The following is a 24,803-nucleotide window of genomic DNA, read 5'->3' as shown; positions in this document are numbered from 1 at the left end:
GGGTCCGGGTCAACGGGTGGGGCCTGCGATACAGCGCACAGGCTCGAGGGCAGCGATCGAGGCGGGGACGTCGTAGTGTCGCAGGCGATGCCGCGGCGGCAGGAAGGTCGCCCGGGAAGGAAAGTTCAGATGGTCAAGCGTTTGCTGTTGCTGCTGTCGGCGGTGGCGGGGGTGATCCTGCTGGCGACGGGTACGGCCGCGGCCGGGCCGGTCACCGTTCACGACGATTCCAAGGTGCTCGATGTCACCAAGGTGACGAATGCCGCGCTGCAGCTGACGGATCCGGTGCAGATCTTCACCACCGAGAAGTACTCCGACGATCGCGCCAAGTTCGATACGGAGACCCAGACCCACGTCAAGAATCCGACCGACGTGGTGCTGGCCATCAATACCAAGACCAAGTGGCTGACCATCCGCACCGGCGCGAATTCCCACATCCGCGACACCACGCCCGCGGGGACCGCCTTCGGAAACGCGCTCGGCAGTGGCGATTACACGGGTGCGACCATCGCGGCGCTGGGCGCCTTGAAGACGGCCGCCGATCAGGCCGCGCCCACCAGTGTCAAGGCCGGCAACCCGGCCCCCGCCCACCAGCCCGTCGCCAAGCCCGAGAGCAAGAGCAGCGGCTGGGGCTGGCTGGGCCTGCTGTGCCCGATCCTGGTCATCGGCGGCATCATCGCGGCGGTCGTCGCGTTCGTCCGCCGTCGCCGCGGCACCCCGCCGCCCCCGCCCGCCCCGTTCGGTGGCGGTGGTTTCGGCGGCGGCTACGCCCCCGGCGGCCCGGGCTACGGCGCCCCGCCCCCGCCGCCCTACGGCGGTGGCCATCCCGGCATGAGCCCCGGTGCCGCGGCCGGTCTCGGCGCGGTCGGCGGCGCCCTGGGCGGCGGCCTGCTCGGCTACGAACTCGGCCGGATGGAAGGCGAGCACGAACGCGACCGCGGCCCGGAATACGGCCCGCCCCCGGAGTCCGGCGGCTACGGCGGTTACGACCCCGGCCCCCAGGAGTGGGGCGGAAGCGGCGGCGACTACGACTTCGGCGGCGGCAGCGATTTCGGCGGCGGCGACTCCGGTGGCGGCGGCGACTTCGGCGGCGGCGGCGATTCCGGAGGCGGCGACTTCTAGCTGCTCGCCGATACAGGCGAAAACCCTTGGCGCGCCCTGCATCTCACCCGTGCGGGGCGCGCCGTTCGATGCGACAACCGAAATATGGTGCCGGCGGCCGCGTTCAGCGGAAGTCGCGGGAACGGCCCTCGATGCGCAGGTCCATGCGCTGCAGATGGTCGGCGACGATGGTGACCGCGCCCTCGGCGTTCTGCACCCGCCCGCGGATGAGCAGGGCGCGCGCGGTGGTGGCCAGGCGCCGGTAGCGGGCCCAGAGGCCGACCGAGCAGACCACGTTCACCATGCCGGTCTCGTCCTCCAGATTGAGGAAGGTGACCCCGCCCGCGGTGGCCGGACGCTGCCGGTGGGTGACCGCGCCGCCGACGAGAACCCGGGTGCCGTCACGAATGTCGAGCAGCTGCGCGGCGGGGATGACGCCGAGCGCGTCGAGGCGCTCGCGCAGGAATTCGGTCGGATAGCTGCCGGGCGAGACGCCGGTGGCCCACACGTCGGCGGCGGCCAGCTCCAGCGCGCTCATCCCGGGCAGGGCGGGTGCGGCGGTGGCCGCGCCGGTGCCGGGCAGCCGGTCGGGTCGTTCCCCGGCGGCCGCGCCCGCCGCCCACAGCGCCTCGCGGCGGGTGCCGCCGAGACTGGTCAGCGCGCCCGCGGTGGCCAGCGCTTCGGCCTGCGGCACGCTCAGCTCCACGCGCCCGGTGAGGTCGAGAAACGTGGTGTAGGGCCCGATTTCGCGGGCGGCCACGATCTGTTCGGCCAGCTCGGTGCCGATGTGCCGGACCGCGGCCAGCCCCAGCCGGATCTCCAGGCCCTGCGCCTCCAGGGTCGCCTCGGCCAGGCTGTGGTTGATGTCGGGCCCGTGCACCACCACCCCGTGCCGTCGCGCGTCGGCGACCAGCGACTGCGGCGAGTAGAACCCCATCGGCTGGGCGCGCAGCAGTCCCGCGCAGAAGGCGGCCGGGTGATGCAGCTTGAACCACGCCGAGTAGAACACCAGTGAGGCGAAACTCTGCGAATGGCTTTCCGGGAAACCGAAATTCGCGAAGGCGTACACCTTCTCGTAGATGCGGTCGGCCACCTCGCCGGTGATGCCGTGCAGGTCCTTCATGCCCTGATAGAAGCGGGCCCGCAGCCGTTCCATCTTCTCCGGTGACCGTTTGGATCCCATGGCGCGGCGCAACTGATCGGCCTCGGCGGCGGTGAATCCGGCGACGTCCACGGCCATCTGCATGAGCTGCTCCTGGAACAGCGGCACGCCGAGGGTGCGTTCCAGCGCGTTCTCCAGTGCCGGATGGTCGTAATCGGGCTTCTCCCTGTCATTGCGGCGACGGATGTAGGGGTGTACCGACCCGCCCTGGATCGGTCCCGGCCGGATGAGCGCCACCTCCACCACCAGGTCGTAGAAATTCCGCGGCTTCAGGCGCGGCAGGGTCGCCATCTGCGCGCGGGACTCCACCTGGAAGACGCCGACGGAGTCGGCGCGGCACAGCATGTCGTAGACGGCTTCCTCGCCCAGGTCCAGCCTATGCAGTTCGACGGTGTGCCCCTTGTGCTCGGCCACCAGGTCGATCATGTAGTGCAGCGCCGACAGCATGCCCAGCCCGAGCAGGTCGAACTTGACCAGTCCCGCCGACGCGCAGTCGTCCTTGTCCCACTGCAGCACACTGCGATCGGCCATGCGCGCCCATTCGGTCGGGCACACATCGGCGATGGGCCGGTCGCAGATCACCATGCCGCCGGAGTGGATGCCCAAATGCCTTGGCAGCCCCTCCAATTCACCGGCCAGCGCGAGGACGTCGCCGGGGATGTCGGTGTGCTGCTCTTCCGCCACGCCCGTCCAGCGGCTCACCTGTTTGCTCCAGGCGTCCTGCTGTCCGGTCGAAAAGCCCAGGGCGCGTGCGGCATCCCGTACCGCGGAGCGCCCGCGATAGGTGATCACATTGGCCACCTGCGCCGCGTATTCGCGCCCGTACTTGGCGTAGACGTGCTGGATGGCCTCCTCGCGCCGATCCGATTCGATGTCCACGTCGATGTCCGGCGGCCCGTCCCGCTCCGGCGACAGGAACCGTTCGAACAGCAGCTTGTTGGCGACCGGGTCCACATTGGTGATGCCGATGGCGTAGCAGACCGCCGAATTGGCCGCGGAACCCCGGCCCTGGCAGAGGATGTCGTTGTCGCGGCAGAAGCTGACGATGTCGTGCACGACCAGGAAGTAGCCCGGGAAGTTCAGGGTGGCGATCACGTCCAGTTCGTGTTCCAGCTGCCGGTAGGCGTCCGGGCTCCCGGCCTGTGGCCCGTAGCGGCGGGCCGCGCCGCGGAGGGTGAGCTCGCGCAGCCACGAGTTCTCGTCGTGGCCGTCCGGCACGTCGAAGGGCGGCAGTTGGGGCGCGATCAGCCGCAGGTCGAACGCGCAGTCCCGGCCCAGCGCAACGGCATTCGCCACCGCTTCGGGGCAGGCGGCGAACAGCCGCGCCATCTCGTCGCCGGAGCGCAGGTGCGCGCCGCCGGTGGGGGCCAGCCAGCCGGCCATGTCGTCGAGGCTGGAGCGGGCCCGGATGGCGGCCAGCGCCATGGCTCGGCGCCGGTGCGGCGGGGCCGCGAAATGCGCTCCGGTGGTGGCGAGTACGGGCAGCCCGACCCGGTCGGCGAGGGCGATGAGCCGGGCATTGCGCTCATCGTCCTCGGGAATGCCGTGGTGGGTGAGCTCCACGCTCACGTGCTCGCGCCCGAACCGTTCGATCAGATCGCGCAGCGCCGCCTCGGCCGCCGCGTTGCCCTGCCGAAGCGCCTGTCGCACAGTCCCTTTGCGACAGCCGGTGAGAATGTGCCAGTGCCCGCCCGCCGCAGCGGTGAGCCGTTCCAGGTCGTAGCGCAGGATGCCCTTCTCCCCCGCCGCCATGTGCGCGGCGGCCATCTCCCGCGACAGCCGCCGGTACCCCTCCTGCCCGCGTGCCAGCACCAGCAGGTGCGGTCCGGCCGGGTCGGGTGTGCCGGTGCGCGGCTCGGAATTCAGTGCGTCCGACTCGGATTCGCGGCCGCGCCGCCGCCCGCGGGGCGCCAGGTGCGCACCGGCTCGGGCCGCGGTGCCGATGGACAGCTCGGCGCCGAAGATGGTCGGCATCCGCCATTCCCGCGCCGCCTCCGCGAACCGCACCACGCCGTAGAACCCGTCGTGGTCGGTCAGCGCGAGAGCCTCCAGGCCCAGTCGCACGGCTTCCTCCACGAGTTCTTCGGGCTGGCTGGCGCCGTCGAGGAAGCTGTAGGCCGAGTGCGTGTGCAGCTCGGCGTACGGCACCACCGATCGCGCGACCCTGCCGAGTTCCCCCGCCTCGTACTTCTCCCGCTTTCGTGACCAGGCCGGGCTGTCGCCGCCGTCGCCGTCGACCGGCTTTCGCGCGGGATCGGGCCGTCCGGACAGCACCCGTTCCATCTCCGCCCACGAAGGCGGGCCGTTGTGCCAGCCCATGACGCACCTCCTCCGCAATCCGACCGGTCTCGAGTATCGAACATACATTCGAAACCGATTGGTCTCTACAGCGGCACGCACCAAATCCCTGGAGGCGGATTCCGGGGTGGGCAACCACACCGTGGCGCGGTAACTTACTTTGGAGTAAGTTACAGGCAATTCAACCTGCAAGGGAGCAGCGATGACCGATAGCTCGGCCGACAACCGCACCGGTTACCTGGCCCGACGGCGCGCCCGCCGCGATCTGGCCGGCAAGCACGTCGTCATCACCGGCGCATCCTCCGGCATCGGCCGCTCGGCCGCGCTCGCCGTCGCCGAGAAGGGCGCGGTCGTCATCCTGCTGGCCCGCCGCGCCGACGAGCTGTCCACCGTGGTGGACGAGATCACCGCCGCGGGCGGCGCCGCGTTCGGCTACCCGTGCGATGTCACCGATCAGGACTCGGTCGACCGGACCCTGCAGGCCGTGCTCGACACCCACGGGCACGTCGACATGCTGGTCAACAATGCCGGCCGCTCCATCCGCCGCGCCGTGCACCGATCCACCGACCGCATTCACGACTTCGAGCGCACCATGGCCGTCAACTACTTCGGCGCGGTGCGCATGACCCTGGGCCTGCTGCCCGGCATGCGGGAGCGTCACGACGGTCACATCGTGAACATCTCCAGCGCCGGCGTCCAGGTCGCCACCCCGCGCTTCGCCGCCTACCTGGCCAGCAAGGCCGCCCTGGACAAGTTCGCCGAGGTGACCGCGGCCGAAATGCGTTCCAGCAACATCACTTTCACCACCATCCACATGCCGCTGGTCCGCACCCCCATGATCACCCCGAGCGGCGACCAGGGCACCGGCACCCAGTCCCCGGAGTGGGCGGCGGCGCTCATCGTGCGGGCCCTCACCGAGCGCCCCCGCCGCATCGACGTGCCGCTCGGCACCCTGGCCGAGTACGGCTCCATGTTCGCACCCGGCATCAAGGAGCGGGTCCTGCACCGCTACTACCGTGCCATCCCCGACTCCCCCGCCGCCAAGGGCGAGGCGGTGCCCGAACCGGAGACGGTCGACGTGGACATCGCTGTCCCGCAACGCCACCGCACCGTCCCGCCCGCGGTCCGCGTCACCGGAACCGCCCTGCGTCGCGCGGCCCGGCTGGTCCCGGGCACCCACTGGTGACCGCCCGCTGACCCGGACCCGCCCTGCTCAGGGCCGCACCCGGTGGGTGTCACGCGGGAAAAGCGTTGCCCACCTGATGTTGTCGGCCCCGAGCAGCCGCGACACCCAGCGCTCCAGCCTGCGGCGCGCCGAAGCCTGTGCGCCCCAAGGGTTGCCGACCGGATCGAAACTGGCAGGATCGCGGCATGACCGAGGTCTGGCAGCCGGATTCCCTGTTCTCGCGACCCGAGCTCTGGGCCGCGAGCTTTCTCGACGAGTACGCCGCCGATGTGCCCGGCGGGGACCGCGCCGACCGCGAGGAGGAGTACGACGACTTCGAGGCGGAGTACGACCTCGGCGACGGGTACGTATTCCAGGTCGCATCCGGCTTCTACGGTTCCTCGCTGACCCTGCGCCATCCCGGCGCCACCGGCCCGGTCGAGCTGGGCTGGGACGATCTCGCGCACTGGCATCCGCACGCCCTGCGCTGGTCCGAGGTCGACCTGATCTGCCGCGCCACCGCACTGTCCGACCCCGACGCGGCCTACCCCGGCCCGCACCTGGCCCTGCTCGGCCGTTTCGCCCCGCTGTGCACCGACGCCGACGCCGCGATCGCCGTCCCGCTGCTGCGTGAGGCATTCGCCGCCCTGCCGGGCCTGGACCCCTATCAGCGGCGCGCGTATGCCGCGCACGGCGATATCCGGGCATTCGGCGTGGATTGGCTGCAGGACGACGAAACCGGTTGGTGGTACCTCGATTACGTCGAGCAGCCGGACGACCCCTATCACGATGATCCGGACTACCCCGCCGGCGACCTGTACTCGATGCGCGACCCGGACGATCCCGAATTCCCCTTCGGCGCACTGGCAACCGCTGTCGACCGGGCACGCGCCCGCTGCGCGGCCGTCCGCGACCAGCCCTGGTCCAGACACCCCGAGGTCGAGGCGGCCGCCCAGACCTTCGCCGCCGATCCGACAGCGGCGCACCGGACAGCCCTGACCACCGCGCTGCACACCGCGGGTTGCACCGACCGGTCCGTCCTGTCGGCGCTGTCCCCCGGCGCGGGTGAACTCCGCGCCCTGGTCATGACCGAGCTCCTCCTCGGCGTCGACCCTCACACCCTGCCGCGAACCCGCTCCGACCACACATCCCCACCGCCCCGCCGCTACCACGCCCACGCCTACCTGCCCGTTTCCTCCTCCGAAGCCCCTCGAAACGGTCCGGCATCACAGCTGAAGCCTCTTCTCAACGCCGCCCTGCGAGCCGCCGGACTGGGAACCACCACGCACGGCCCCGCCCGCGTGGGCCGGAGGGACGGCAGCTGGGTCGACGACCTCCCCCTGACAGTGATCGACGATTGGCGCGCGGCGATCGAAGTCATACGCGATGTCCTGCTCACAGCCGAAGCTCCGGCAGGCAGCAGCATCGAAATAACCCGGCACGGCGAAACCGTGGTGGTCACTCTCGACTGACTCCCCGGCCCCGAATCACCGAGCGTGGCACTGTCCGGGATCGGCTACTTGCGGCAGGCCCCGGCGCGGACGGCGATGAGGGCGGTGGCGGCGGCGCGGTCGGCCACGGCGTAGGTCAGGGGTTCGCCGGTGACCAGGAATCGGTAGTAGAGGGGCGCGGTGACGAGGCCGATGAGTTCGCGAACGTCGGTGTCCCCGGGCAGTTCACCGCGGTCGACGGCGGCGGTGACGATGGTTTCGGCGGCTCGATAGCGGCCGGCGTAGAGGTCGCGTTTGAGATCGGCGATCCGCGGATCGTTCGCGGCGTCGGAGAACAAGGTGCGGATGGCTCCGGCGACGGACGGGTCGTCACTGGTGAGCAGATCGACCAGGGCACGGCCGAATTGGCGCAGGTCGGATTCGACGGCGCCGGTGCGCGGGATCGGGAACAGACCTTCCACCAGGTCGGCGACGGCCGCGGCGAGCACGGATTCCTTTGTCTGCCAACGGCGATAGATCGTGGTCTTGTGCACTCCGGAGCGTTCGGCGATGCGGTCCACGGACAGTGCCGCATAGCCGTGCTCGGCGAGTTCGCGCAGCGCGGCGTCGAGAACCGCGGCGCGGACCTTGCCGGTGCGCCCTCCGGCGCGAACGGTGCCCGGTGCTCCTTCAGCCATAAATGCAACTTCCTGTTGTGTTAGCTGCCCCAGTATGCCATGATCTCTAACGCAACCAGATGTTGCATTAGCGCGAAGGGATGCCACCATGACCTACGAATTCCCCGTCGACACCGCCGCCCTCTTCGGTGAGCGCCGCCCCCAGTTCATCAATCTGGGCCTGCCCGCCGAGGATGTCGATCGCACCGCCGCCCGTATCACCGAGATGTGGGCGGACGCGCCCGGCGGGTGGACATACGAATTCTCTTCCCTGGCAAGCGAATACGCCGACCGCGGCGAACACTACCGAGCGGCGCTGGCCTACGGTGCGGCCAAGTTTCCATCCTTGGCGAACGATGCCCGGCGTACGGCCCTGCGGCATCAGCTCGAGCAGTACACCTCGGCCGCACCGGGTTTCGGCGCGCACTTCGAGCGGCGGATCCTGGAACTGCCCTACCGCGACGGCACGATCTCCGTTCCCGTGCACCTGCTTTCGGCCGATGACGACTATGCGGCCAGGCCGGTGCTGATCGCCAGCGGCGGCCTCGACACCTGGAAGATGGACCTGCACGACATCTCACTGGCTTTCGTGCGCGGCGCCGGGGTGACGGTCATGGGCTTCGACCACCCGGGCACCGGAGAAACCGAGGCGCCGCTGGACGCCCATGCCGACGAGGTGATCGACGGCCTCATCGCCGAGGCGCGCCGACTGGGCAATGGCAGGGCCGGCCACTTCGGGCTGTCGTACGGCGGCAACTTCGCCGCCGCGTCGGGCCTGCGTGGCGCGGTGGACGCGGCCATCGATCTCGGCGGGCCGATCGTGGACTCGTTCGAAAAGGAGAACTTCCAGCACCTGATGTTCGGCATGAAGGACATCGCGGGCAATGCCTTCGGCTTCACCACCGCGCCGACCCCGGACGAGATCATGGCCGCCAGCAAGCCCTTCATCCGCGCCGATCTGCTTGCACGGGACGACAATTCGCCGATGTTGATCGTCAATGGCGCCGACGACGTACACATCACCGCGTCCGACACCCTGACCTTCTCCGGCCGTCGCGACACCGAGGTTCATCTCATTCCCGGCACCGGCCACGTCGCCGCCTCCAAGCTTCCCGAGGTCCTCCCCCTCATAACCACCTGGCTCCGCAACCACCTCGTGTGAAGCCAGCCGTCGCGGCAGCACTCCCGGCGCTCGGGAAGCGTGACGGATACGGCGCTTGATCGCACGCCTCTTGACGCGTCCTGGGATTCGAGTTCTACTGTGCATTGATCGAACAAACTTTCGATTATGTTAGGTAGCTAGCTCGGTGCTGGCTTGCGTTGCCGAGGGCTGGGTCCCGTCGACTGGGAGAGGTGGTCAATAGATGGGTGCGGCTGCGGAGGCCAGGCGGGCGCAGTTGGCCGAGTTGCGGCGGCGGATGGCCGCCGTGCCCGCGCGCGGGGCCGAGGTGGCGGCCCATGTGCCCGTGTCCGAGGAGCCGCGGCGGGAGTCCTTGCCGGTGCCGGGGGCGCTCGAAAACCTTTTACCCGATGGCGGATTGGCCAAGGGGTCGGTGGTCGTCTACAACGGCGCAGGGTCGCTGATCTCGGGGCTGCTGGCCGCGGTGACGGGCTCCGGGGGGCATGCCGCGGTGGTCGGGTTGCCGCGGCTGGGGTTGCTGGCCGCCGCGGAGATGGGGGCCCGGCTCGACCGGCTGGCGGTGGTCTCCGATCCCGGACCGGACCCGCTCGAAGTTGCCTCCGTATTGCTGGATGGCCTGGACCTGGTGGTGCTCGGGCTGAACGGTCTCGCCGTCCCCATGTCCCGCGCCCGCATCCTCGCCGCCCGCGCCCGCAGCAAGAACTCCACCCTGATGGTGACCAACGGCTCCTGGTCCGGTTCCGCCCTGCACATCGACACCCGGGTCGCCGGATACAGCGGCCTGGGCCGCGGCTGCGGCCGCCTGCGCACCGTCCGCCTCGACGTCTCCGTCCGCGGCCGCTCCGCCCAACCCCGCTCCGGCCACCTGGCCCTCAGCCCCGCCGACGGTCGCGTCGAATGGGTCGCCACCCCCGGCCCCGCCCGGCCCGCCGCCGCTCCCGAACCACTGCGCCCGGCGCGTCATGCCGCGTCCTGACCGATCGCCGACCGCCGCCCCGACCGCCTCCGGCCAGGCGATAGCGCCTGCGGCGCAGCGGATTTCCTGTGCCCTCCGGGTGCACCCGCGTGTGGGCGGGCGTCATGTCGCGGCCTGACCGCCGCGATTGTCGTCCGGCTGCCGACCGCTACGGTAGCGCCGCGAGAGCAGGCCGGTCGTGAAGGCGCGGCGGGTGCTCGTGGTGTGGTGCCCGGATTGGCCCGCGGTGGCGGCGGCTGCCGAGGCGGGCGCGGAGGCCACTCGCGCGGTGGCGGTGTTCGCGGCCAATCGGGTGGCGGCCTGTACGGCGGTGGCACGGGCGGAAGGGATCCGCCGGGGCCTGCGGAAGCGGGAGGCTCAGGGTCGCTGCCCGGATCTGCTGGTGGCACAGGATGATCCGGATCGCGACGCCCGTCTGTTCGAACCCGTGGTGGCGGCCGTGGACGCGACCGTGCCGGGCGTCGAGGTGCTGCGCCCGGGCATGCTGGCGCTCTCGGCGCGCGGCGCGGCGCGGTTCTTCGGCTCCGAGCAGGCCGCCGCCGAGCGCCTGGTGGACGCCGTGGCGGCGGTCGGCGTGGAATGCCAGATCGGCACTGCCGGCGAGCTGTCCACCGCGGTCTTCGCCGCCCGCAGCGCCACCCTGCTCCCGCCCGGCCGGGGCGCGGAATTCCTTGCGCCCATGCCGGTTTCGGAGCTGGCGGTGGAACCGGTGCTGGCCGCGCCGCAGCGCGTCGAACTGGTGGATCTGCTGCACCGGCTGGGCCTGCGCCGCATCGGCGACTTCGCGGCCCTCACCCCCGCCGAGGTGGCGTCGCGGTTCGGCGCGGACGCGATCATCGCGCACCGCTGCGCCCGCGCGGTCCCGGAGCGCCCGCCCGCCGCCCGCCTGCCCGCCGCCGACCTGACCGTGGAGCACCGCTGCGATCCCCCGATCGAACGCGTCGACATGGCCGCCTTCGCGGGCCGCCTGCTCGCCACCGAGCTGCACACCAAGCTCTCCGCCGCCGCCGTGGCCTGCACCCGTCTGGTCATCCACGCCGAAACCGAAGCGGGCGAGGAGTTCTCCCGCATCTGGCGCTGTGCCGAACCGCTCACCCCGGACAGCACCGCCGACCGCATCCGCTGGCAGCTCGACGGCTGGCTCACCCGCCGTGCCCTCGATCGCGGCCGGACCCGCGCCGCGGCTCCCGGTTCGCCGGAGGCACACGACGACCGGGATGCCGGCCCGAACGCGGCCGTCACCCTCCTGCGCCTGGAACCCGTCGAGGTGGTGTCGGCCGGCGCCCTGCAACTCGGCCTGTGGGGTGGGGTCGGCGAGGACGAGGAGCGGGCGCGCCGCGCGCTGATCCGGGTGCAGAGTCTGCTGGGCGGTGACGCCGTGCGCATGGGTGTGCTCAGCGGCGGCCGCGGCCCGGGGGAGCGCATCACCATGGTCACCCTCGGTGACGAGCCGGTGCCCGCGACCGATCCGGCCCAGCCCTGGCCCGGCCGGCTTCCCGAGCCCGCTCCGGCGCTGGTGCTCACCCATCATCCGGAGGTGCGCCTGGAGGCTGCCGACGGTTCCCCGATCTGGGTCACCGAGCGCGGCCTGTTCACCGCCGATCCCGCCCACCTGCACTGGGGCAGCAGCTCCTGGCGGCTGACCGGCTGGGCCGGACCCTGGCCGGTCGACGATCGCTGGTGGACACACCGTTTCGAGCACGGCTTCGCCGCCCGCGCCCAGGTGCAGCTGGACGCCGAGGACGCCACCCGCCTGCGCGCGCTGCTCCTGCTCGGCTACAACAGCGCCTGGCATGTGGAGGGGCTCTACGAGTAGGCGCCGCTCAAATGCCCAGCGGCGGTGCCGCTCAAATGCCCTGCGGCGGTGCCGCTCAAATGCCCAGCGGCAGGCGCAGATCCATCATGGTGGGCCAGAGCTCGGTCCAGGGATGCACGGGTTCGCGGCAGACCGCGATGGTGATATCCGTGTTCACGCCGGGGAATCCGTTCGGAATGTTCAGGTGCGCACGAACCGTCACCTCGCCGAACTGCCGCCGCAGGGTGGGTTCGGCGCTGTCGAGGCCGACGTAGAGGATGGCGTCGGTGTCCGACGGCGGCGGGCCGAAGTAGCCGAAGCCGCGGTTGGGGCTGTAGACGGGCGGCAGGTCGTAGTCGCGCCCGAAGTTCTGGATCGCGGCCGCCTGCCAATAGTTCTGGGCGATGATCGCTTTCGGGCGTTCCGCCTCCGGGAGCTGCCGGTAGGCATCGGCGACCTTCGCGGTCAGATCGGACCATCCCGAGGAGCCGAAAATGCTGGTCCGCATGGCGAAGTCGGCCTGGTTCCGGATGGCGCCGTGCATGCGGGAGGGCGGCTGCGGCAGGGTGACCACGAGCGCGGCGATGATGGCCAGCGACAGCACCACGATCGGCGGCGCGACGACTCGCAGCAAGCGGCCGCCGCGATCGTTCACCGAGTAGGGCAGCGAAGCCGCGCCGATGCCGAACAGCACGGGCAGGAATCCCGCTGTGTAGTAAGGCCGTCCGTGCCCGACGAGGACGACGAGCACCAGCAGCGCCGAGGCGACGAGCATGAACAGGTAGGGCCGCAGCCAGCGTTGCCGGGCCAGGCACCAGAAGGCCCAGCCGGCGAGCAGCCCGCCCAGCAAACCGGTCAGTCCGATCATCTGCGGCATGCACGCGAGCGGCCCGCCGCCGGCCGCGTCCTGCTCGGCGCCGATCACCTTGCTCATGGCCAGCGCCGGCCAGCCGTGCGTGTGTTGCCACCACAGGCCGGGCACCGCGGAGACCGCGAAGATCGCCGCGCCCTGCCACAGCGCGGGCCGCCACAGCAGCTGCCGCGGTCCCGCGACGAGCACGCCCGCGCCCAGGCACAGCAAAATCGTGGGAATGAACCATTTGACCTGCAGATCGATGGCGGCGACGAGGCCGAGCGCGACGAGCAGGCGGTCGTCGCGGGTGCGAATCCAGCGGATCAGCAACCAGATGACGGCGGCCTGCAGGGTGGCGTCGAAGGAGAAGGTGCTCAGCTGGACGGCCTGGGTCGCGGCGAGTGGCGAGACCCCGTAGGCGGCGGCCGCGAGCAGTTGCGCGGTGCGCGAGCCGCCCAGTTCGTAGGCGACCGCGGCACTGATCACGACCGCGGCCGCGGTCATCAGGACCGCCGGCAATCGCAACACGGGCGCCGAGCCGGGCGCCACGGCGTCGGCCAGGTGGGCCATCAGCGGTATGAGCACGCCTTGGTCGGCGTAGGTGATGCTGCGGTGCGCGCCCGCGGCGACGAAATACAGCTCGTCGCCGAAGAAGTCGTAGCGCAGCGTGGGGACGGCGAGAAAGGCCCCGCCGAGTGCGGCTAGTAGAAGGACCCACGCCGTAGCGAAGGTGGGCCGCGGCGGGCTCGGTTCCTGGAGATCCTGGAGATCGACCGCGGGGGCGGCAGCATTGAGAACCATATTTCCCCGACAGAAAAAGCATTGGTGAATCGGCGATGACGCTACCGTCACGGTTGACCGAATATCGACAATGTGAAAGTGATCTATTTCACATGCTGTAGCAAGCGGATATCAGGCCAGGATGTGCAGGGTTTCGCCATCATTCGCGATCGGAATGAATAGGCAACCGAATCGGCAATTCGATATGGCGCTGCGCACAAACTGGGGCGCCACCCGGACCCCGATCCGTACTCTGGACCATCATGGAGTCAGCGGTCACCCGGGTCGAGTTCGAAGACGTCCGGATCGCCTACCGGGATTCCGGCGCGACGGGCGGGCATCTCTACAGCGACACACCCGTGGTGCTGGTGCACGGCATGGGCGGGGACGGGCACACCTGGGATCGATTCGCCGCCCAGCTGGTACGGCGCGGACGCCGGGTGATCATTCCCGACCTGCGCGGGCACGGACGCAGCGGCCACACCGCCTCCTACCGATTCCCGGAATTCGGGGCCGACCTGCTGCGGCTGTGCGATCGGCTCGGACTGGAAACGGCGGATCTGGTCGGGCACTCGCTCGGCGGATACGCCATCTCGTGGCTGGCGATGGAACGCCCGGACCTGGTGCGGCGCTTGGTGATCGAGGAACAGCCGCTGCCGCTGCGCTCCGGCGACGAGCAGATGCGGTTCACGCGCAGGCTGCCGTCGATCCCGGAACTGTGGCACGCCACCACCAGCATCATCCGGCATCCGCGTGCGGTGCTGGCCTTCGATCGCTCCATGACCGGGGTGGCGCTCGAGCAGTTCCGCAAGCCGTATCCGGAGTGGTGGGAGGGGCTGTCCGACATCACCGCGCCCACGCTGTTCCTGCGCGGCGGGCCCGGCGGCATGGTGGACCCGGACAAGCTCGAGCAGGTCCGCGCGAGCCTGCCCGATTGCACGGTTCGCACCTTCGGGTGCGGGCACAGTATCCACCGCGACCGCTACCACCGGTTCGAGGCCGAAGTGCTCCCCTTTCTGGGGCACTGAGCTGCCGGAATCTACAGTTGAACGGTGTCCGCATCCGAGCGTCCCACGCTGTGGTTTCCCGACGAGCAGTCGTTCCGGGACTGGCTGTCGGCCAATCACGCAGCGGTGGACGGCATTTGGCTGAAGTTCGCGAAGAAGGGCTCCGGGTACGCCTCGCTGGACTATGACGGCGCGCTGCGGCAGGCCCTGTGCTTCGGCTGGATCGACGGGCAGTCCAAGAAGCTCGACGAGGACTTCTTCGTCATGGGTTTCACGCCGCGCCGCCCGCGCAGCCAGTGGTCGCAGCGCGATGTCGGCCTGGTGGACGAACTGATCGCGACCGGGCTCATGCATCCGGCCGGGCAGGCCGAGGTGGACCGGGCCAGGGCGGACGGCCGCTGGGACAATGCCGTCGGCCGGGATCTGCCGGAGGATTTCCTGGCAGCGCTGGCCCGGCATCCGGAGGCGGCGGCCTTCTTCGAGACGCTGCCCACGCAGTCGCGCATCGCGGTCGGCTACCACCTGGGCAGCGCGGCGCGGCCGGAGGCGCGAGCACGGCGGCTGGCGCAGGTGATCCGGAAGCTGATCGACGGGAAGCCATTGTGACGGGGTTCGAGGGATTGTCGTGTTCGGCTGCGGCGCTGGAGGTTCCGCTACCCGGGAGCGCGACCCGCATCACCGGCTGGCTGTGTGTCGAGCAGCCCGGGGCGTGGGGTCGCGATGTGATCGGCGACGAGGTACTCGGGCCCGACATCACGCCCGAACTGGCGGCGCGCACCAAGGCGGCGCACGTCCGGCCGACCCTGATCCGGCGGCCCGGGCGCCAGGAATTCACGGGTGTGCGAACGGTTCTGCTCGCCAGTTCGCGGCCGGAGGGATCCTGGTGCGAGCGCCTCGAGATCAGTGACCTGCGTGAGCTGCTGGATCTGGACCTGCACCTGCTCAACGGCCCGGCCCCGGGAATCGGTGCGGCCGTGACGGATCCGCTGGTCCTGGTCTGCGCGCACGGCAAACGCGATCAGTGCTGCGCGCTGCTGGGCCGCCCCATCGCCGCGAGCCTGTCGGCCGCCCACCCCGACCGGGTGTGGGAGTGTTCGCACACCGGCGGCCACCGCTTCGCCCCCGCCGTCATCGTCCTCCCCACCGGGCTCACTTACGGCCGTCTGGACGAGGATTCGGCCCACGCCATGCTCGCCGCCGCCGACAAGGGCGAGGTCTCGCTCACCGGATTACGCGGCCGCAGCTGCTACACCCCGGTCGAGCAGGTCGCGGAAGTCGCGGTCCGCCAGCGCATCGCGGACGCCTCCTACACCCTGACCACCCCGCTCCTCGACGACAGCGGGCTGGCGACCACCGTCCCCGGGGACGCCGATCCGACCGCGGGCATCGACGACCTCACCGTCGAACCGGCCCCGGACGACACCGAATACGCCACCGACCCGGCCACTTTCGCGGGCGCGGCCCGGGTCACCCATCGCGATGGGCGCAGCTGGCTGGTCACCACCCGCACCCTCGCCTACTCACCTCGCCAGGCCAGCTGCGGCGCCGCCCCGAAACCCGCCACCGCAGTGGAGGTCGACCGTATTAGGCAATTCACGTGACGGCCGGCACGCGAATTACACGTTCGGAATTCGAGTTCGCTCGGTAGCGTGCGACGCGTTCACGAATATGGCGAGTCATCGAGTCCGAAGCCACAAAAAGAAACCCCCGAAAAATAGGGGCGCGCCGCTTCACTACACATTGTGATATGAGGCGGGTCCGCGCGAACCTCCGAGGACTGCCGCGGCGGCGGTGACGGTAGCCGTTTGGTCAGTTTCGCCCGGAAAGCCAGAAGCCCCGCAAGATTCTCTCCAGGCCGGGCGCGCGGGCGCCGAGAAGCGAAACGCACTGTGTCCGTATGGGTCTGGAAGAAATGCCCAGGTCTGCACCCGGATGCCCAGCAAACCTCGGGTTTCGAAGCAGGCCAGTCAGGATGGTTTTCCGCTACCCTGCACCCGTGACCGAACGCGCCCGTCCCATTGTCGGCCCCGACTATCTGGTGGCCGGCCGCTACCGCCTGCAGTCGAAGCTGGGTGGTGGTGGCATGGGTGCCGTGTGGCTGGCGACCGATCGGCTGCTGCACCGCGATGTCGCCATCAAGCAGGTCCTCACCACGCAGGGGCTCAGCGACGAGGAGGCACAGGAGGTCCGCAGCCGGATCATGCACGAGGGCCGGGTGGCGGCCAAGCTGTCGCACGAGCACGCCATCGCCGTGTACGACGTGGTGCTGGAGGCCGGTGAGCCCTGGCTGGTGATGGAGTATCTGCCCTCGCGCAGTGTGGCCAAAGCCCTTGCGCTGGTGGATCAGCTGTCCCCGATCGAAGTGGCGCAGATCGGCGCGCAGGTGGCGGACGCGCTGGCGACCGCGCACGCCGCCGGCATCGTGCACCGCGACATCAAGCCGGGCAATATCCTGGTCGCCGATCGCGGCGACGAGGTCGGCAAGGTCAAGCTCAGCGACTTCGGCATCTCCAGCGGCGCCAACGACACCACCGAGGAGATCGGTGACGTCATCACCGGCACCCCGGCCTACCTGCCGCCGGAGGTCGCGCGCGGCGCCCGCCCCACCACCGCCAGCGACGTATTCTCCCTCGGCGCAACGCTGTACACCGCCATCGAGGGGCGGCCGCCCTACGGCTTCGACGAGGACAGCGATGTCATCGTGGAACGCGCCGCCATGGCCCAGATCACCCCGCCCGCCCGCAGCGGCCCGCTCACCGAGGTGCTGCTGCACATGATGGAGCCGGCCCCGCAGCGCCGCCCCACCATGACCGAGGCGCGCAACGAAATCCTCACCGCCGCCTTCGGTCCCGGCACCGCGCCCTACATCCTGGGCGCGCCGGTCCGCACCGAGGACGGGACCATCCCGGCCTGGGCGGCCCGCAATTCCGCCGCCGGGCTGCGCAGCCCGCACTCCAGCCCGCTCCCCCGCCCGCAGCGGCAGGCGGCCGCGGCTCCGGCTGCCACGCAACCCAAGTCGAAGGGTTTCGACCTGAACGCCCTGGGCCCGAACGCGGGCCCGCTCGCGGTGGCGATCGGCCTGCTCATCGGCCTGCTGATCATCATCGTCGTTCTGGTTGTGCTGTAGCCGCCTCCCCGCGACTTCAGCGCACGGCTCAGGTGCCGTCAACAGTCGTGCACGCGTGCCGGCGGTCGAGTGCCGAACCGATTTCGGGCGTACCCGACGAGTTACCCTCGACGCACGAAATCAGTTGTTGCCTTGGGTAATTCAATCGATACGGCGCCGGTGCGCCCAGCGGGTGAGGGCGTTCCGGTTCGACTGCTGGGTCTTGCGCAGCACGTTCGACGCGTGCGTCTCGACCGTCTTCACCGAGATGAACAGGGTCTCGGCGATCTCGCGGTAGGTGTAGCCGCGCGCCAGCAGGCGCAGCACCTCGAGCTCGCGCGGGGTCAGTGAGTCCAGTTCCGGGTCCAGCGGGGGCTCGGGCACCGGTGACTTGCCGGTGAAGGAGTCCAGCACGAAGCCGGCCAGCCGCGGCGAGAACACCGCGTCGCCACCGGAGACCCGGCGGATCCCGTCGGCCAGTTCCGACCCCGAGATGGTCTTGGTGACGTACCCGCGCGCGCCCGCCCGGATCACCGCGATCACGTCCTCGGCCGCGTCGGAGACGCTGAGCGCCAGGCACACCGGTCCCGGGTCGATGCCCTGCAGCACGGCGACCCCGCCCCCGTCGGGCATGTGCACGTCCAGCAGCACCACGTCCGGCGCGGTCGTCTTGATCCCGGCGATGGCCTCGGCCACCCCGCCCGCCTCGCCGACGACCTCCATATCGGATTCGCGGCTCAGTTCCGCCCGCACCCCGGACCGGAACACGGCATGATCGTCGACCAGAAAGACCCGGACGCTCACCTAAGACTCCTCACCTGACGCCGAACCGAACCCTGACCCCATCGGTACCACACTCCGCGGCTCACAGCTGGGTGGCGTCTTCCGGGGTGTCGGTCTGCACCACCAGCCGCTCGTCGCCACCGTCCTTGCGCGGCATGAAGATTCGCACCTCGGTGCCGTTGCCGGGCGCGGACTTGATCTCCACGTGCCCGCCGCGGCGTTCGATGCGGGCGTGGATGGATTTGGCCACACCCTGCCGGTCCTTCGACACCGTGTCCGGGTCGAAGCCCTTGCCGCGGTCGCGCACGAAGACGCTCACCTGATGCGGCTCCACCTCGGCGTACAGGTCGATGGTCGGCACCCCGGCGTGCTTGGCGGCATTGACCAGCGCCTCCCGGGCGGCCCCGAGCAGCGCGGTGAAATGTTCCTTGGGCAGCCCGATTCCGCTGTCGTCGAGGTCCATGGACACGTCGCCCACGGTGACCGGGGTGACCTTCACCCCGTGCTGGTCCTCCACCTCGCCGGCGATGGTGCGCAGCGCGGCGGCCAGGCTGGACTGCGCGGGCCCGGTGTCCTCGAACAGCCACTTGCGCAGCTCGCGTTCCTGACTGCGGGCCAGCCGCACCACTTCCTGCGGGTCGCCGGCCTGCCGCTGGATCAGGGCCAGCGTCTGCAGTACGGAATCATGCAGGTGCGAGGCGATCTCCTCGCGTTCGTCATTGCGGATCCGCGCCGAGCGCTCGGCATTCAGCGCGCGCATCATGCGCAGCCACAGCGGCACGGTCAGCAGCCCGGCCCCGACCAGGGTCACCGCCACCGCCAGCAGCGCCGACCCGAGCGAACTGAGGTTGATGCGCCCCAGCACCACCACGCCCAGCCCGACCACGATGAGGGTGGCCCCGCCGACGATGCGCGCCCAGGTGACCACCGAGGGTTTGGCGGGCAGCCCGATGACGGATCTCGGCCCGTCCGCGTCGAATTCGCGCCACACCAGCGCCGCGCCGACCGCCACCACGATGATCGGCCCCACCACATGCGCGGCCGTCCCGTTGAACACCCACGCGGTGGCGACCGCCAGAGCCATACCGAGCAGCGCCAATCCGATGGCCTGCCGCCGCTCCGACCCGGTCGGCGGAGCCGCGTCACCCCCGGCGGGCGTGAAGATCCACAGCATCCCGTAGGCCACGATCCCGGCCCCGGCCAGCGCGGACAGCAGCACGAAACCGATCCGCACCTTGAACACGTCGATCCCGAGGTGATCGGCGAGCCCGCCCGCGACCCCGCCGACGATGCGCCCGCCGGTACGCCGCACCAGCCTGGGCTGGGTCACGGGAGTGACCGCCCCGCGGGCAGGGTCGTACAGGGGCGCGGACGGATACATGCCTTCGATACTGGCACGGGCCGCTGACACCCGGCATCGGGAAACACCCCGATTCGACCCCTGAGGCGCCGTTTTGTCCGGACCGGACAGGAAAGCGCCACTGACCTCGACGGCAATCGAATGCGGCACGGGATCGTCCGGTCTCGCAGCCGATGATGCCCCGACCGGACCGGATGGCCGGCCCGAGCTCGGGCCGGACTGCCCCGGCCGGACCGGACAATTGCTCCCGGGCCCCCGATCAGGGCGTTTCCGGCCGTCGCGGCCGAAGGTCGTCGCCGGGCGGGGGCTGTCTTCCTACCTTCATTTCAGCGGGGCAAACGAGCTCCGCTTCGAGAGTCGGGGAGGACTCACATGACCATCAAGACCGCTATCACGGGTGCCATCGCCGCCGCGTCGCTGTTCTGCGGGACGGCGGGCATCGCCCACGCGGACGGGGGGCTCGCGCCGCACGAGCGGATCACCAGCGCACCGAACGGCATGACCGTCACGGTCGGTCAATCCGACAGCGCGGCCCGGCCGGTGCCGCCGATGAACGGGTGGCCGACCAGCCGGGAGGTGTACCTGGACAACACCTTCTACGGCAGGGTCGAGGGCGGGACCGGCAAGATCCGCTACGGCTACTTCGCCGGCTGCGCGGTCGACCTGGACGTGAAATTCGATGTGGAGGCGAAGGTCGGCATCGACGCCGATGCCTCGGTGGGGGCCAGCGCGAGCCTCACCGAGGTGACGCCGACCGCGAGTGTCGCCATCACGCCGGAGATCTCGGGCAGCGTCGGCGTCGACCTGAGCATCAAGCCCGGCACCATAAAGGACATCAAACTCGGTGAGAAGCAGCTCTCGGGCGCCGGCACCGGCTACGCCCTCAACCGCGACTACCGGCTCACCGTCGACGGCTGCGCCGGCCCGCTGACCATCAAGGCCTACACCATCATCGAGGCCACCTCACCCGGCGCGGACGCGACCGACGAGATCATGGGAGACCCGATCGTCCTGTGAATCGTTTCGCCACTCTCGTTCTCCGGCCGCTACATTGGCGTGGTGCGCACGGGGGACGAGGGAACGCGGGACAGCACGTGGTGACCGGTGACATCGACGAAGATCAGATCCGGTCACCCCGTGCACTTTTCGCCCAGCGCTTCACCGAACTCTATGAGGCAGCAGGGAATCCGACCCTCCGCCGTGTCGCCACCGCCGCCGAGCACCGCATGCGCGCCGCCCAGGGCACCCGCCCGGGCGGCGCGTCCGCACAACGCATCAGCGACTGGAAAGCGGGCCGCAATGTCCCGGCTCGCTTCGAATCACTACTCCCGGTCGTCCTCACCCTGACCGACCTGGCCCGCAAGACGGGCCAGCGGTTGCCTCGCCACCTGATGGAACCCAAAGAGTGGCAACGCCTCTGGCAGGCCGCTACCACCTGGAACCCACAGGAGGAGGCCGAGGCCGCCTGCCCCTACCCCGGTCTGACCCCCTACGGCCACGAGAACCGTGACCTTTTCTTCGGCCGCACCCGTGCCACCGCGCAACTCACCGACCTCGTGCGTGCGGCCACCGGTCTCGTCGTAGTCATCGGAGCTTCCGGTGCAGGCAAGTCGTCACTGCTGGCGGCGGGCCTGATCCCAGCGCTCACCGGCTGGGAGACAACGCTTCTCACGCCCGGCGCGCAACCGGTCGAGGCATTGTGCGACGCGCTCGCGCAACCAACAGCCCAGGCTGTCCCGAAAGCGACGGAACATGATTCGCCGCCGACGCCAGAGCCGGCCACCCCCGCACCGGATTCGCATCTCCAGGCCGCGCTGGCACCGCGCGCCGACGGCCCGCGCCGCCTGCTAGTCATCGACCAGGCCGAGGAACTCTTCACCACCTGCGACAGCGACCACGACCGCGAGGCCTTCCTCACCCTCCTGGACACCTGCGCCACCCGCACCGACGACCCCATCGCCGTCGTCCTGGCTCTGCGCGCCGACTTCTACGCCCACTGCCTCAACCACCTCATCCTCCAGAACGCCCTGGAACACCGCAGCTTCCTGCTGGGCCCGATGCGCACCGACGAACTGGCCCAGGCCATTTCCGGCCCCGCCCGCACCATCGGCCTGGAACTCGAGCCCGGCCTCGAAGAGCTGGTCATCACCGAACTCTGCGGCGCCGGAGATCATCACGACCGCCGCACCTACGACCCGGGCGCGCTCCCCCTGCTCTCCCACGTCATGGCCGCCACCTGGCAGCACCGGGAAGGCCGCCGCCTCACCGTCTCCGGCTACCGCAAAGCCGGCGGGGTGGTCGGCTCGGTCGCCGAGACTGCCGAATACGCCTGGAACGAACTGTCTCCCGGCCAGCAGGCCGCCGCCCGCGAAATCCTGCTCGGCCTGGTCACGGTGGCCCGCGATACCCGCGACACCCGCCGCCCCGGCCATCGCGCCGACCTGCTCGGCCGAACCGCCGACAGCGAATCCGCTGCCGCCGCACTGGAACTCCTCTCCCGTACCCGCCTGGTCACCCTCGACGCCGACAACGTCACCCTCACCCACGAAATCGTCCTCACCGCCTGGCCCCGCCTGCGCGCCTGGATCGACGAGGACCGCGTCGGCTACCTCGTCCGCCAGCGCCTGGAGACCGACGCCGCCGAATGGGCGGCCCAGGAACGCGATTCGGCCCTCCTGTACCGGGGCACCCTGCTCCGCAACGCGCTCGACCACGTCGACCCGCCACCGGTCGGGCCTCTCGCGCACGAATTCCTCACCGCCGCGGCTGGTGCGCGCCGCAGATCGCGGCTGCGCTCGCGCCGCACCACGGCGGTGCTGGCGCTGCTCGGCGTCGGCCTGCTGATCGTGGCCTTCGGCGCCTACTCACAGACCCGCCTGGTCCAGCAACAGCGCGACGACAAGACCTTCGCCGCGGTCCTCGCCCAGGCGGACCGTCTGAAGAGCGTGGATCCGTCACTGGCCGCCCAGCTGTATCTGGTTGCGCGCCGACTTCGCCCGAGCGACGACGAGGTGCGGTCACGGCTGCTGCAAACCCAGACCATGCCTCTGGTCACCAGCACCCCGGGCCACCGGAACGGCATCTGGCAGGTGACCTACCGGCCCGGCGGCGCCCAGCTGGCCTCCACCGACTACGACGGCACGCTGCACCTCTGGGACGCCGCGGACGCACAGCATCCGCGGCTGCTGGCCGGCACGGTGGATGATGCCCGCGAGGTCGCGTTCAGCGCCGACGGCAAGCTCATGGCCACGGTCGATCCCTCCGGAAAGACCGCGCTCCGGTTGTGGGACACCAGCACACCCGACGCACCACGGCAGATCGGGCAGCTGCCCGGAACCGCGGACAAGCTCAACCGCGCCGCCTTCACTGGTGACGGTCGCACCCTGCTGACGCTGGTCCCGGGCCGGCTCACGGTCTGGGATGTCAGTAATCCGGCGGCACCGGTCTCCGGCAGCCCACAACAACTCTTCCCCACCGGCCGCGACCCTTATCTCGGCCGTATGGAGCTCGCACCGGACGGCCACACCCTCGCTGTCGAACACGTCATCGACTACCGGACCGGTTCGATACAACTCTGGGATATCAACGGCCCCAGATTGTCCGCCACACTGCTGAGCGAAGCCGTCACCGGAGTCCAGGATCTCGCGGCCCTCGTATTCCGCCCCGACAGCAAGATCCTGGCGGTCGGCTCCGGGGTCGGCATCATGCGGAAGGTCGGTTCCAACGACGCCACAGTCACGCTCTGGGACGTGTCCGACGCGACCCGTCCGCGCCCGGTCGGCACACCCGTCGATACCGGCGAAAGCAGTATCCCCGCACTGGCTTTCGCGCCGGACGGCCGCACACTGGCCGCGGCGGGCGGCCACGCGGTGACCCTGTGGAACGTGAGCGAACCCGCCTACCCGACCGCGCTCACCGCGCAGCTCTCCCTGCCCGGAATCACCTGCAAATTCACCGATGTCAGCATGCCGTGCTCCGGCGGGGCGAACGCCCTGGCCTTCGCTCCCGATGGCCGCACCCTCGCGGCGGGCGGTCGCGACGGCGCGCTGCTGACCTGGTCGCTGCCGCCGGCAGTGCTGGTCGGCGGCACCGGATGGGTGCGCACGCCCCTGCTCGATGCCTCCGGCGAGCGCATGGTCACCTACTCCACCGATGGACGGGTGACGGTCTGGGATATCCGAGATCGGCGGTCACCCCGGCGGATCGGCGAATATCGCACCGATCCGGACTACACCGGGGCCGGCCTGTCACCCGACGGCCGCACGCTCATACTGACCGTTTCGACCGCCGTCCACGTGCTGGATCTCACCGATCCAGCCCATATCAAGGCGCTGCCCGACTGGCCGCTGTCACCCGATTCCCTGGGCGCGACGGGCATGTCGCACGACTGGCGCACCATGGCCTCCGCCAGGTACGGCGGCCCGGTCCAGCTCTGGGACCTCTCGGATCATACGCGGCCGGTAATGCTGGGCGATCCCATCGCGCTGGACGTGCGCTATGCCTGGGTTGGTTTCAGCGCGGACGACAAGACCCTGTTGGTGTCCGAACATGGCAAAGCCAACAACGAATTCGCGGTCACCCGGTGGGACATCGCGGATCCCAGGCATCCGCGACCACTCGGTGAATTGCTCCGGCAAACCGATACCGGGGACACCCAGGCGAGATTCACCCCCGACGGAAACACCATGGTCGTCACCGCTCACGAACTCCTCCAGAGCTGGGACATCACCGACCCCGCGAACCCGGTCCAGCTCGGCGAACCGGTCGCCGCGCACACATTGAACATCACCTCCGTCGGCTTCAGCGCCGACGCGCACACCATGGTGACCGCCAGTGAAGACGGCACTGTCCAACTGTGGGACTTCAGCCATCCCTCCGATCCCAGACGCCTGGGCGGCCCGCTGTCCGAATCCGCGAAGGCCGGCTGGTCCACAACGCTGGACAGCAAGGCCACGCTGGTTGCGGCGGGCGGTCAGGACGGCGGAATCCGCCTGTGGGACCTGGACGAACGCCACGCCGTCGATCGCATCTGCGCGGTCACCGCCACCCGCTGGACCGACTCCCTCTGGCACCGCTACCTCCCCCAGCTCCCGTACCAGCCGCCCTGTCCCGCCCACTGACGAAGCGGAATTTCTCCCCGGCCTGCTCGGTTGGCAGCAGCAGATCTGG

17 protein-coding genes are annotated in these 24,803 nt (G+C 70.2%); 12 read left to right on the top strand and 5 right to left on the bottom strand.

Annotated elements, in window-relative coordinates; all coding sequences use genetic code 11:
- The first annotated feature begins 129 nt into the window (after positions 1 to 129).
- Positions 130 to 1,122, top strand: a complete 993-nt coding sequence (locus ACFXN1_RS01390) for a hypothetical protein (protein ID WP_379463464.1) — start codon at positions 130 to 132, stop codon at positions 1,120 to 1,122.
- A gap of 103 nt (positions 1,123 to 1,225) precedes the next feature.
- Here ACFXN1_RS01390 and ACFXN1_RS01385 read toward each other — a convergent pair whose 3' ends face one another.
- Positions 1,226 to 4,582, bottom strand: coding sequence for an error-prone DNA polymerase (locus ACFXN1_RS01385; RefSeq protein WP_379435629.1), 3,357 nt, complete (start codon positions 4,580 to 4,582; stop codon positions 1,226 to 1,228).
- Between the two features lie 181 nt (positions 4,583 to 4,763).
- On the opposite strand from ACFXN1_RS01385, the gene ACFXN1_RS01380 reads away from it, so the two are divergent.
- The gene (locus ACFXN1_RS01380) at positions 4,764 to 5,747 is read left to right on the top strand and encodes an SDR family NAD(P)-dependent oxidoreductase (RefSeq protein WP_379435630.1); all 984 of its coding nucleotides are present in this window, start codon (positions 4,764 to 4,766) and stop codon (positions 5,745 to 5,747) included.
- Positions 5,748 to 5,932: 185 nt separating this feature from the next.
- Positions 5,933 to 7,198 carry a hypothetical protein gene (locus ACFXN1_RS01375; RefSeq protein ID WP_379435632.1) on the top strand — a complete coding sequence of 422 codons (1,266 nt, stop codon included), beginning with the start codon at positions 5,933 to 5,935 and terminating at the stop codon, positions 7,196 to 7,198.
- A 44-nt stretch (positions 7,199 to 7,242) separates the two neighbouring features.
- Here the strand turns inward: ACFXN1_RS01375 and ACFXN1_RS01370 are convergent, their stop codons facing one another.
- Entirely contained in the window at positions 7,243 to 7,854 is a 612-nt protein-coding gene (locus ACFXN1_RS01370) for a TetR/AcrR family transcriptional regulator (protein WP_379435633.1), read from the bottom strand.
- Between the two features lie 88 nt (positions 7,855 to 7,942).
- On the opposite strand from ACFXN1_RS01370, the gene ACFXN1_RS01365 reads away from it, so the two are divergent.
- The 3 genes from ACFXN1_RS01365 to ACFXN1_RS01355 all read left to right on the top strand — a co-directional run bounded on the left by ACFXN1_RS01365 (position 7,943) and on the right by ACFXN1_RS01355 (position 11,766).
- Positions 7,943 to 8,995: an alpha/beta hydrolase gene (locus ACFXN1_RS01365; RefSeq protein WP_379435635.1), complete on the top strand. Its 1,053-nt coding sequence runs from the start codon at positions 7,943 to 7,945 to the stop codon at positions 8,993 to 8,995.
- A 202-nt stretch (positions 8,996 to 9,197) separates the two neighbouring features.
- Positions 9,198 to 9,950: a hypothetical protein gene (locus tag ACFXN1_RS01360; protein ID WP_379394770.1), complete on the top strand. Its 753-nt coding sequence runs from the start codon at positions 9,198 to 9,200 to the stop codon at positions 9,948 to 9,950.
- 178 nt (positions 9,951 to 10,128) lie between these two features.
- Positions 10,129 to 11,766, top strand: coding sequence for a DNA polymerase Y family protein (locus tag ACFXN1_RS01355; protein WP_379463463.1), 1,638 nt, complete (start codon positions 10,129 to 10,131; stop codon positions 11,764 to 11,766).
- A 55-nt stretch (positions 11,767 to 11,821) separates the two neighbouring features.
- Here the strand turns inward: ACFXN1_RS01355 and ACFXN1_RS01350 are convergent, their stop codons facing one another.
- Positions 11,822 to 13,399: an ArnT family glycosyltransferase gene (locus ACFXN1_RS01350; RefSeq protein ID WP_379394766.1), complete on the bottom strand. Its 1,578-nt coding sequence runs from the start codon at positions 13,397 to 13,399 to the stop codon at positions 11,822 to 11,824.
- A gap of 242 nt (positions 13,400 to 13,641) precedes the next feature.
- Between ACFXN1_RS01350 and ACFXN1_RS01345 the strand changes: the two genes are divergently transcribed.
- The 4 genes from ACFXN1_RS01345 (at position 13,642) to ACFXN1_RS01330 (ending at position 17,512) form a co-directional block, all read left to right on the top strand.
- Positions 13,642 to 14,406 carry an alpha/beta fold hydrolase gene (locus ACFXN1_RS01345; RefSeq protein WP_379435637.1) on the top strand — a complete coding sequence of 255 codons (765 nt, stop codon included), beginning with the start codon at positions 13,642 to 13,644 and terminating at the stop codon, positions 14,404 to 14,406.
- A gap of 24 nt (positions 14,407 to 14,430) precedes the next feature.
- Positions 14,431 to 14,991, top strand: coding sequence for a YdeI family protein (locus ACFXN1_RS01340; protein WP_379435639.1), 561 nt, complete (start codon positions 14,431 to 14,433; stop codon positions 14,989 to 14,991).
- Complete coding sequence (locus ACFXN1_RS01335; protein ID WP_379394760.1) at positions 14,988 to 15,986, top strand: sucrase ferredoxin; 999 nt, start codon at positions 14,988 to 14,990, stop codon at positions 15,984 to 15,986. The genes ACFXN1_RS01340 and ACFXN1_RS01335 overlap by 4 nt, the downstream gene beginning before the upstream one ends.
- 395 nt (positions 15,987 to 16,381) lie before the next feature.
- Positions 16,382 to 17,512 carry a serine/threonine-protein kinase gene (locus tag ACFXN1_RS01330; RefSeq protein WP_379435641.1) on the top strand — a complete coding sequence of 377 codons (1,131 nt, stop codon included), beginning with the start codon at positions 16,382 to 16,384 and terminating at the stop codon, positions 17,510 to 17,512.
- A gap of 141 nt (positions 17,513 to 17,653) precedes the next feature.
- Here ACFXN1_RS01330 and ACFXN1_RS01325 read toward each other — a convergent pair whose 3' ends face one another.
- Together ACFXN1_RS01325 and ACFXN1_RS01320 are read right to left on the bottom strand one after the other, a co-directional pair.
- Entirely contained in the window at positions 17,654 to 18,295 is a 642-nt protein-coding gene (locus ACFXN1_RS01325; RefSeq protein WP_379435642.1) for a response regulator, read from the bottom strand.
- 61 nt (positions 18,296 to 18,356) lie between these two features.
- Positions 18,357 to 19,655 carry a PspC domain-containing protein gene (locus ACFXN1_RS01320; protein WP_379394756.1) on the bottom strand — a complete coding sequence of 433 codons (1,299 nt, stop codon included), beginning with the start codon at positions 19,653 to 19,655 and terminating at the stop codon, positions 18,357 to 18,359.
- Positions 19,656 to 20,006: 351 nt separating this feature from the next.
- Between ACFXN1_RS01320 and ACFXN1_RS01315 the strand changes: the two genes are divergently transcribed.
- Together ACFXN1_RS01315 and ACFXN1_RS01310 are read left to right on the top strand one after the other, a co-directional pair.
- A complete protein-coding gene (locus ACFXN1_RS01315; RefSeq protein WP_379435643.1) occupies positions 20,007 to 20,651 on the top strand; it encodes an MspA family porin in 645 nt (214 codons plus the stop codon).
- Positions 20,652 to 20,731: 80 nt separating this feature from the next.
- On the top strand, positions 20,732 to 24,754 hold the full coding sequence (locus ACFXN1_RS01310; RefSeq protein WP_379435645.1) for an NACHT and WD repeat domain-containing protein: 4,023 nt from the start codon (positions 20,732 to 20,734) through the stop codon (positions 24,752 to 24,754).
- Positions 24,755 to 24,803: the final 49 nt, after the last annotated feature.

The sequence above is a fragment of the Nocardia sp. NPDC059154 genome (assembly GCF_042755705.1).
Classification (GTDB): Bacteria; Actinomycetota; Actinomycetes; order Mycobacteriales; family Mycobacteriaceae; genus Nocardia.
Note: the sequence above shows the minus strand (reverse complement) of the source record. Positions and strands in the feature narration are given on the sequence as shown.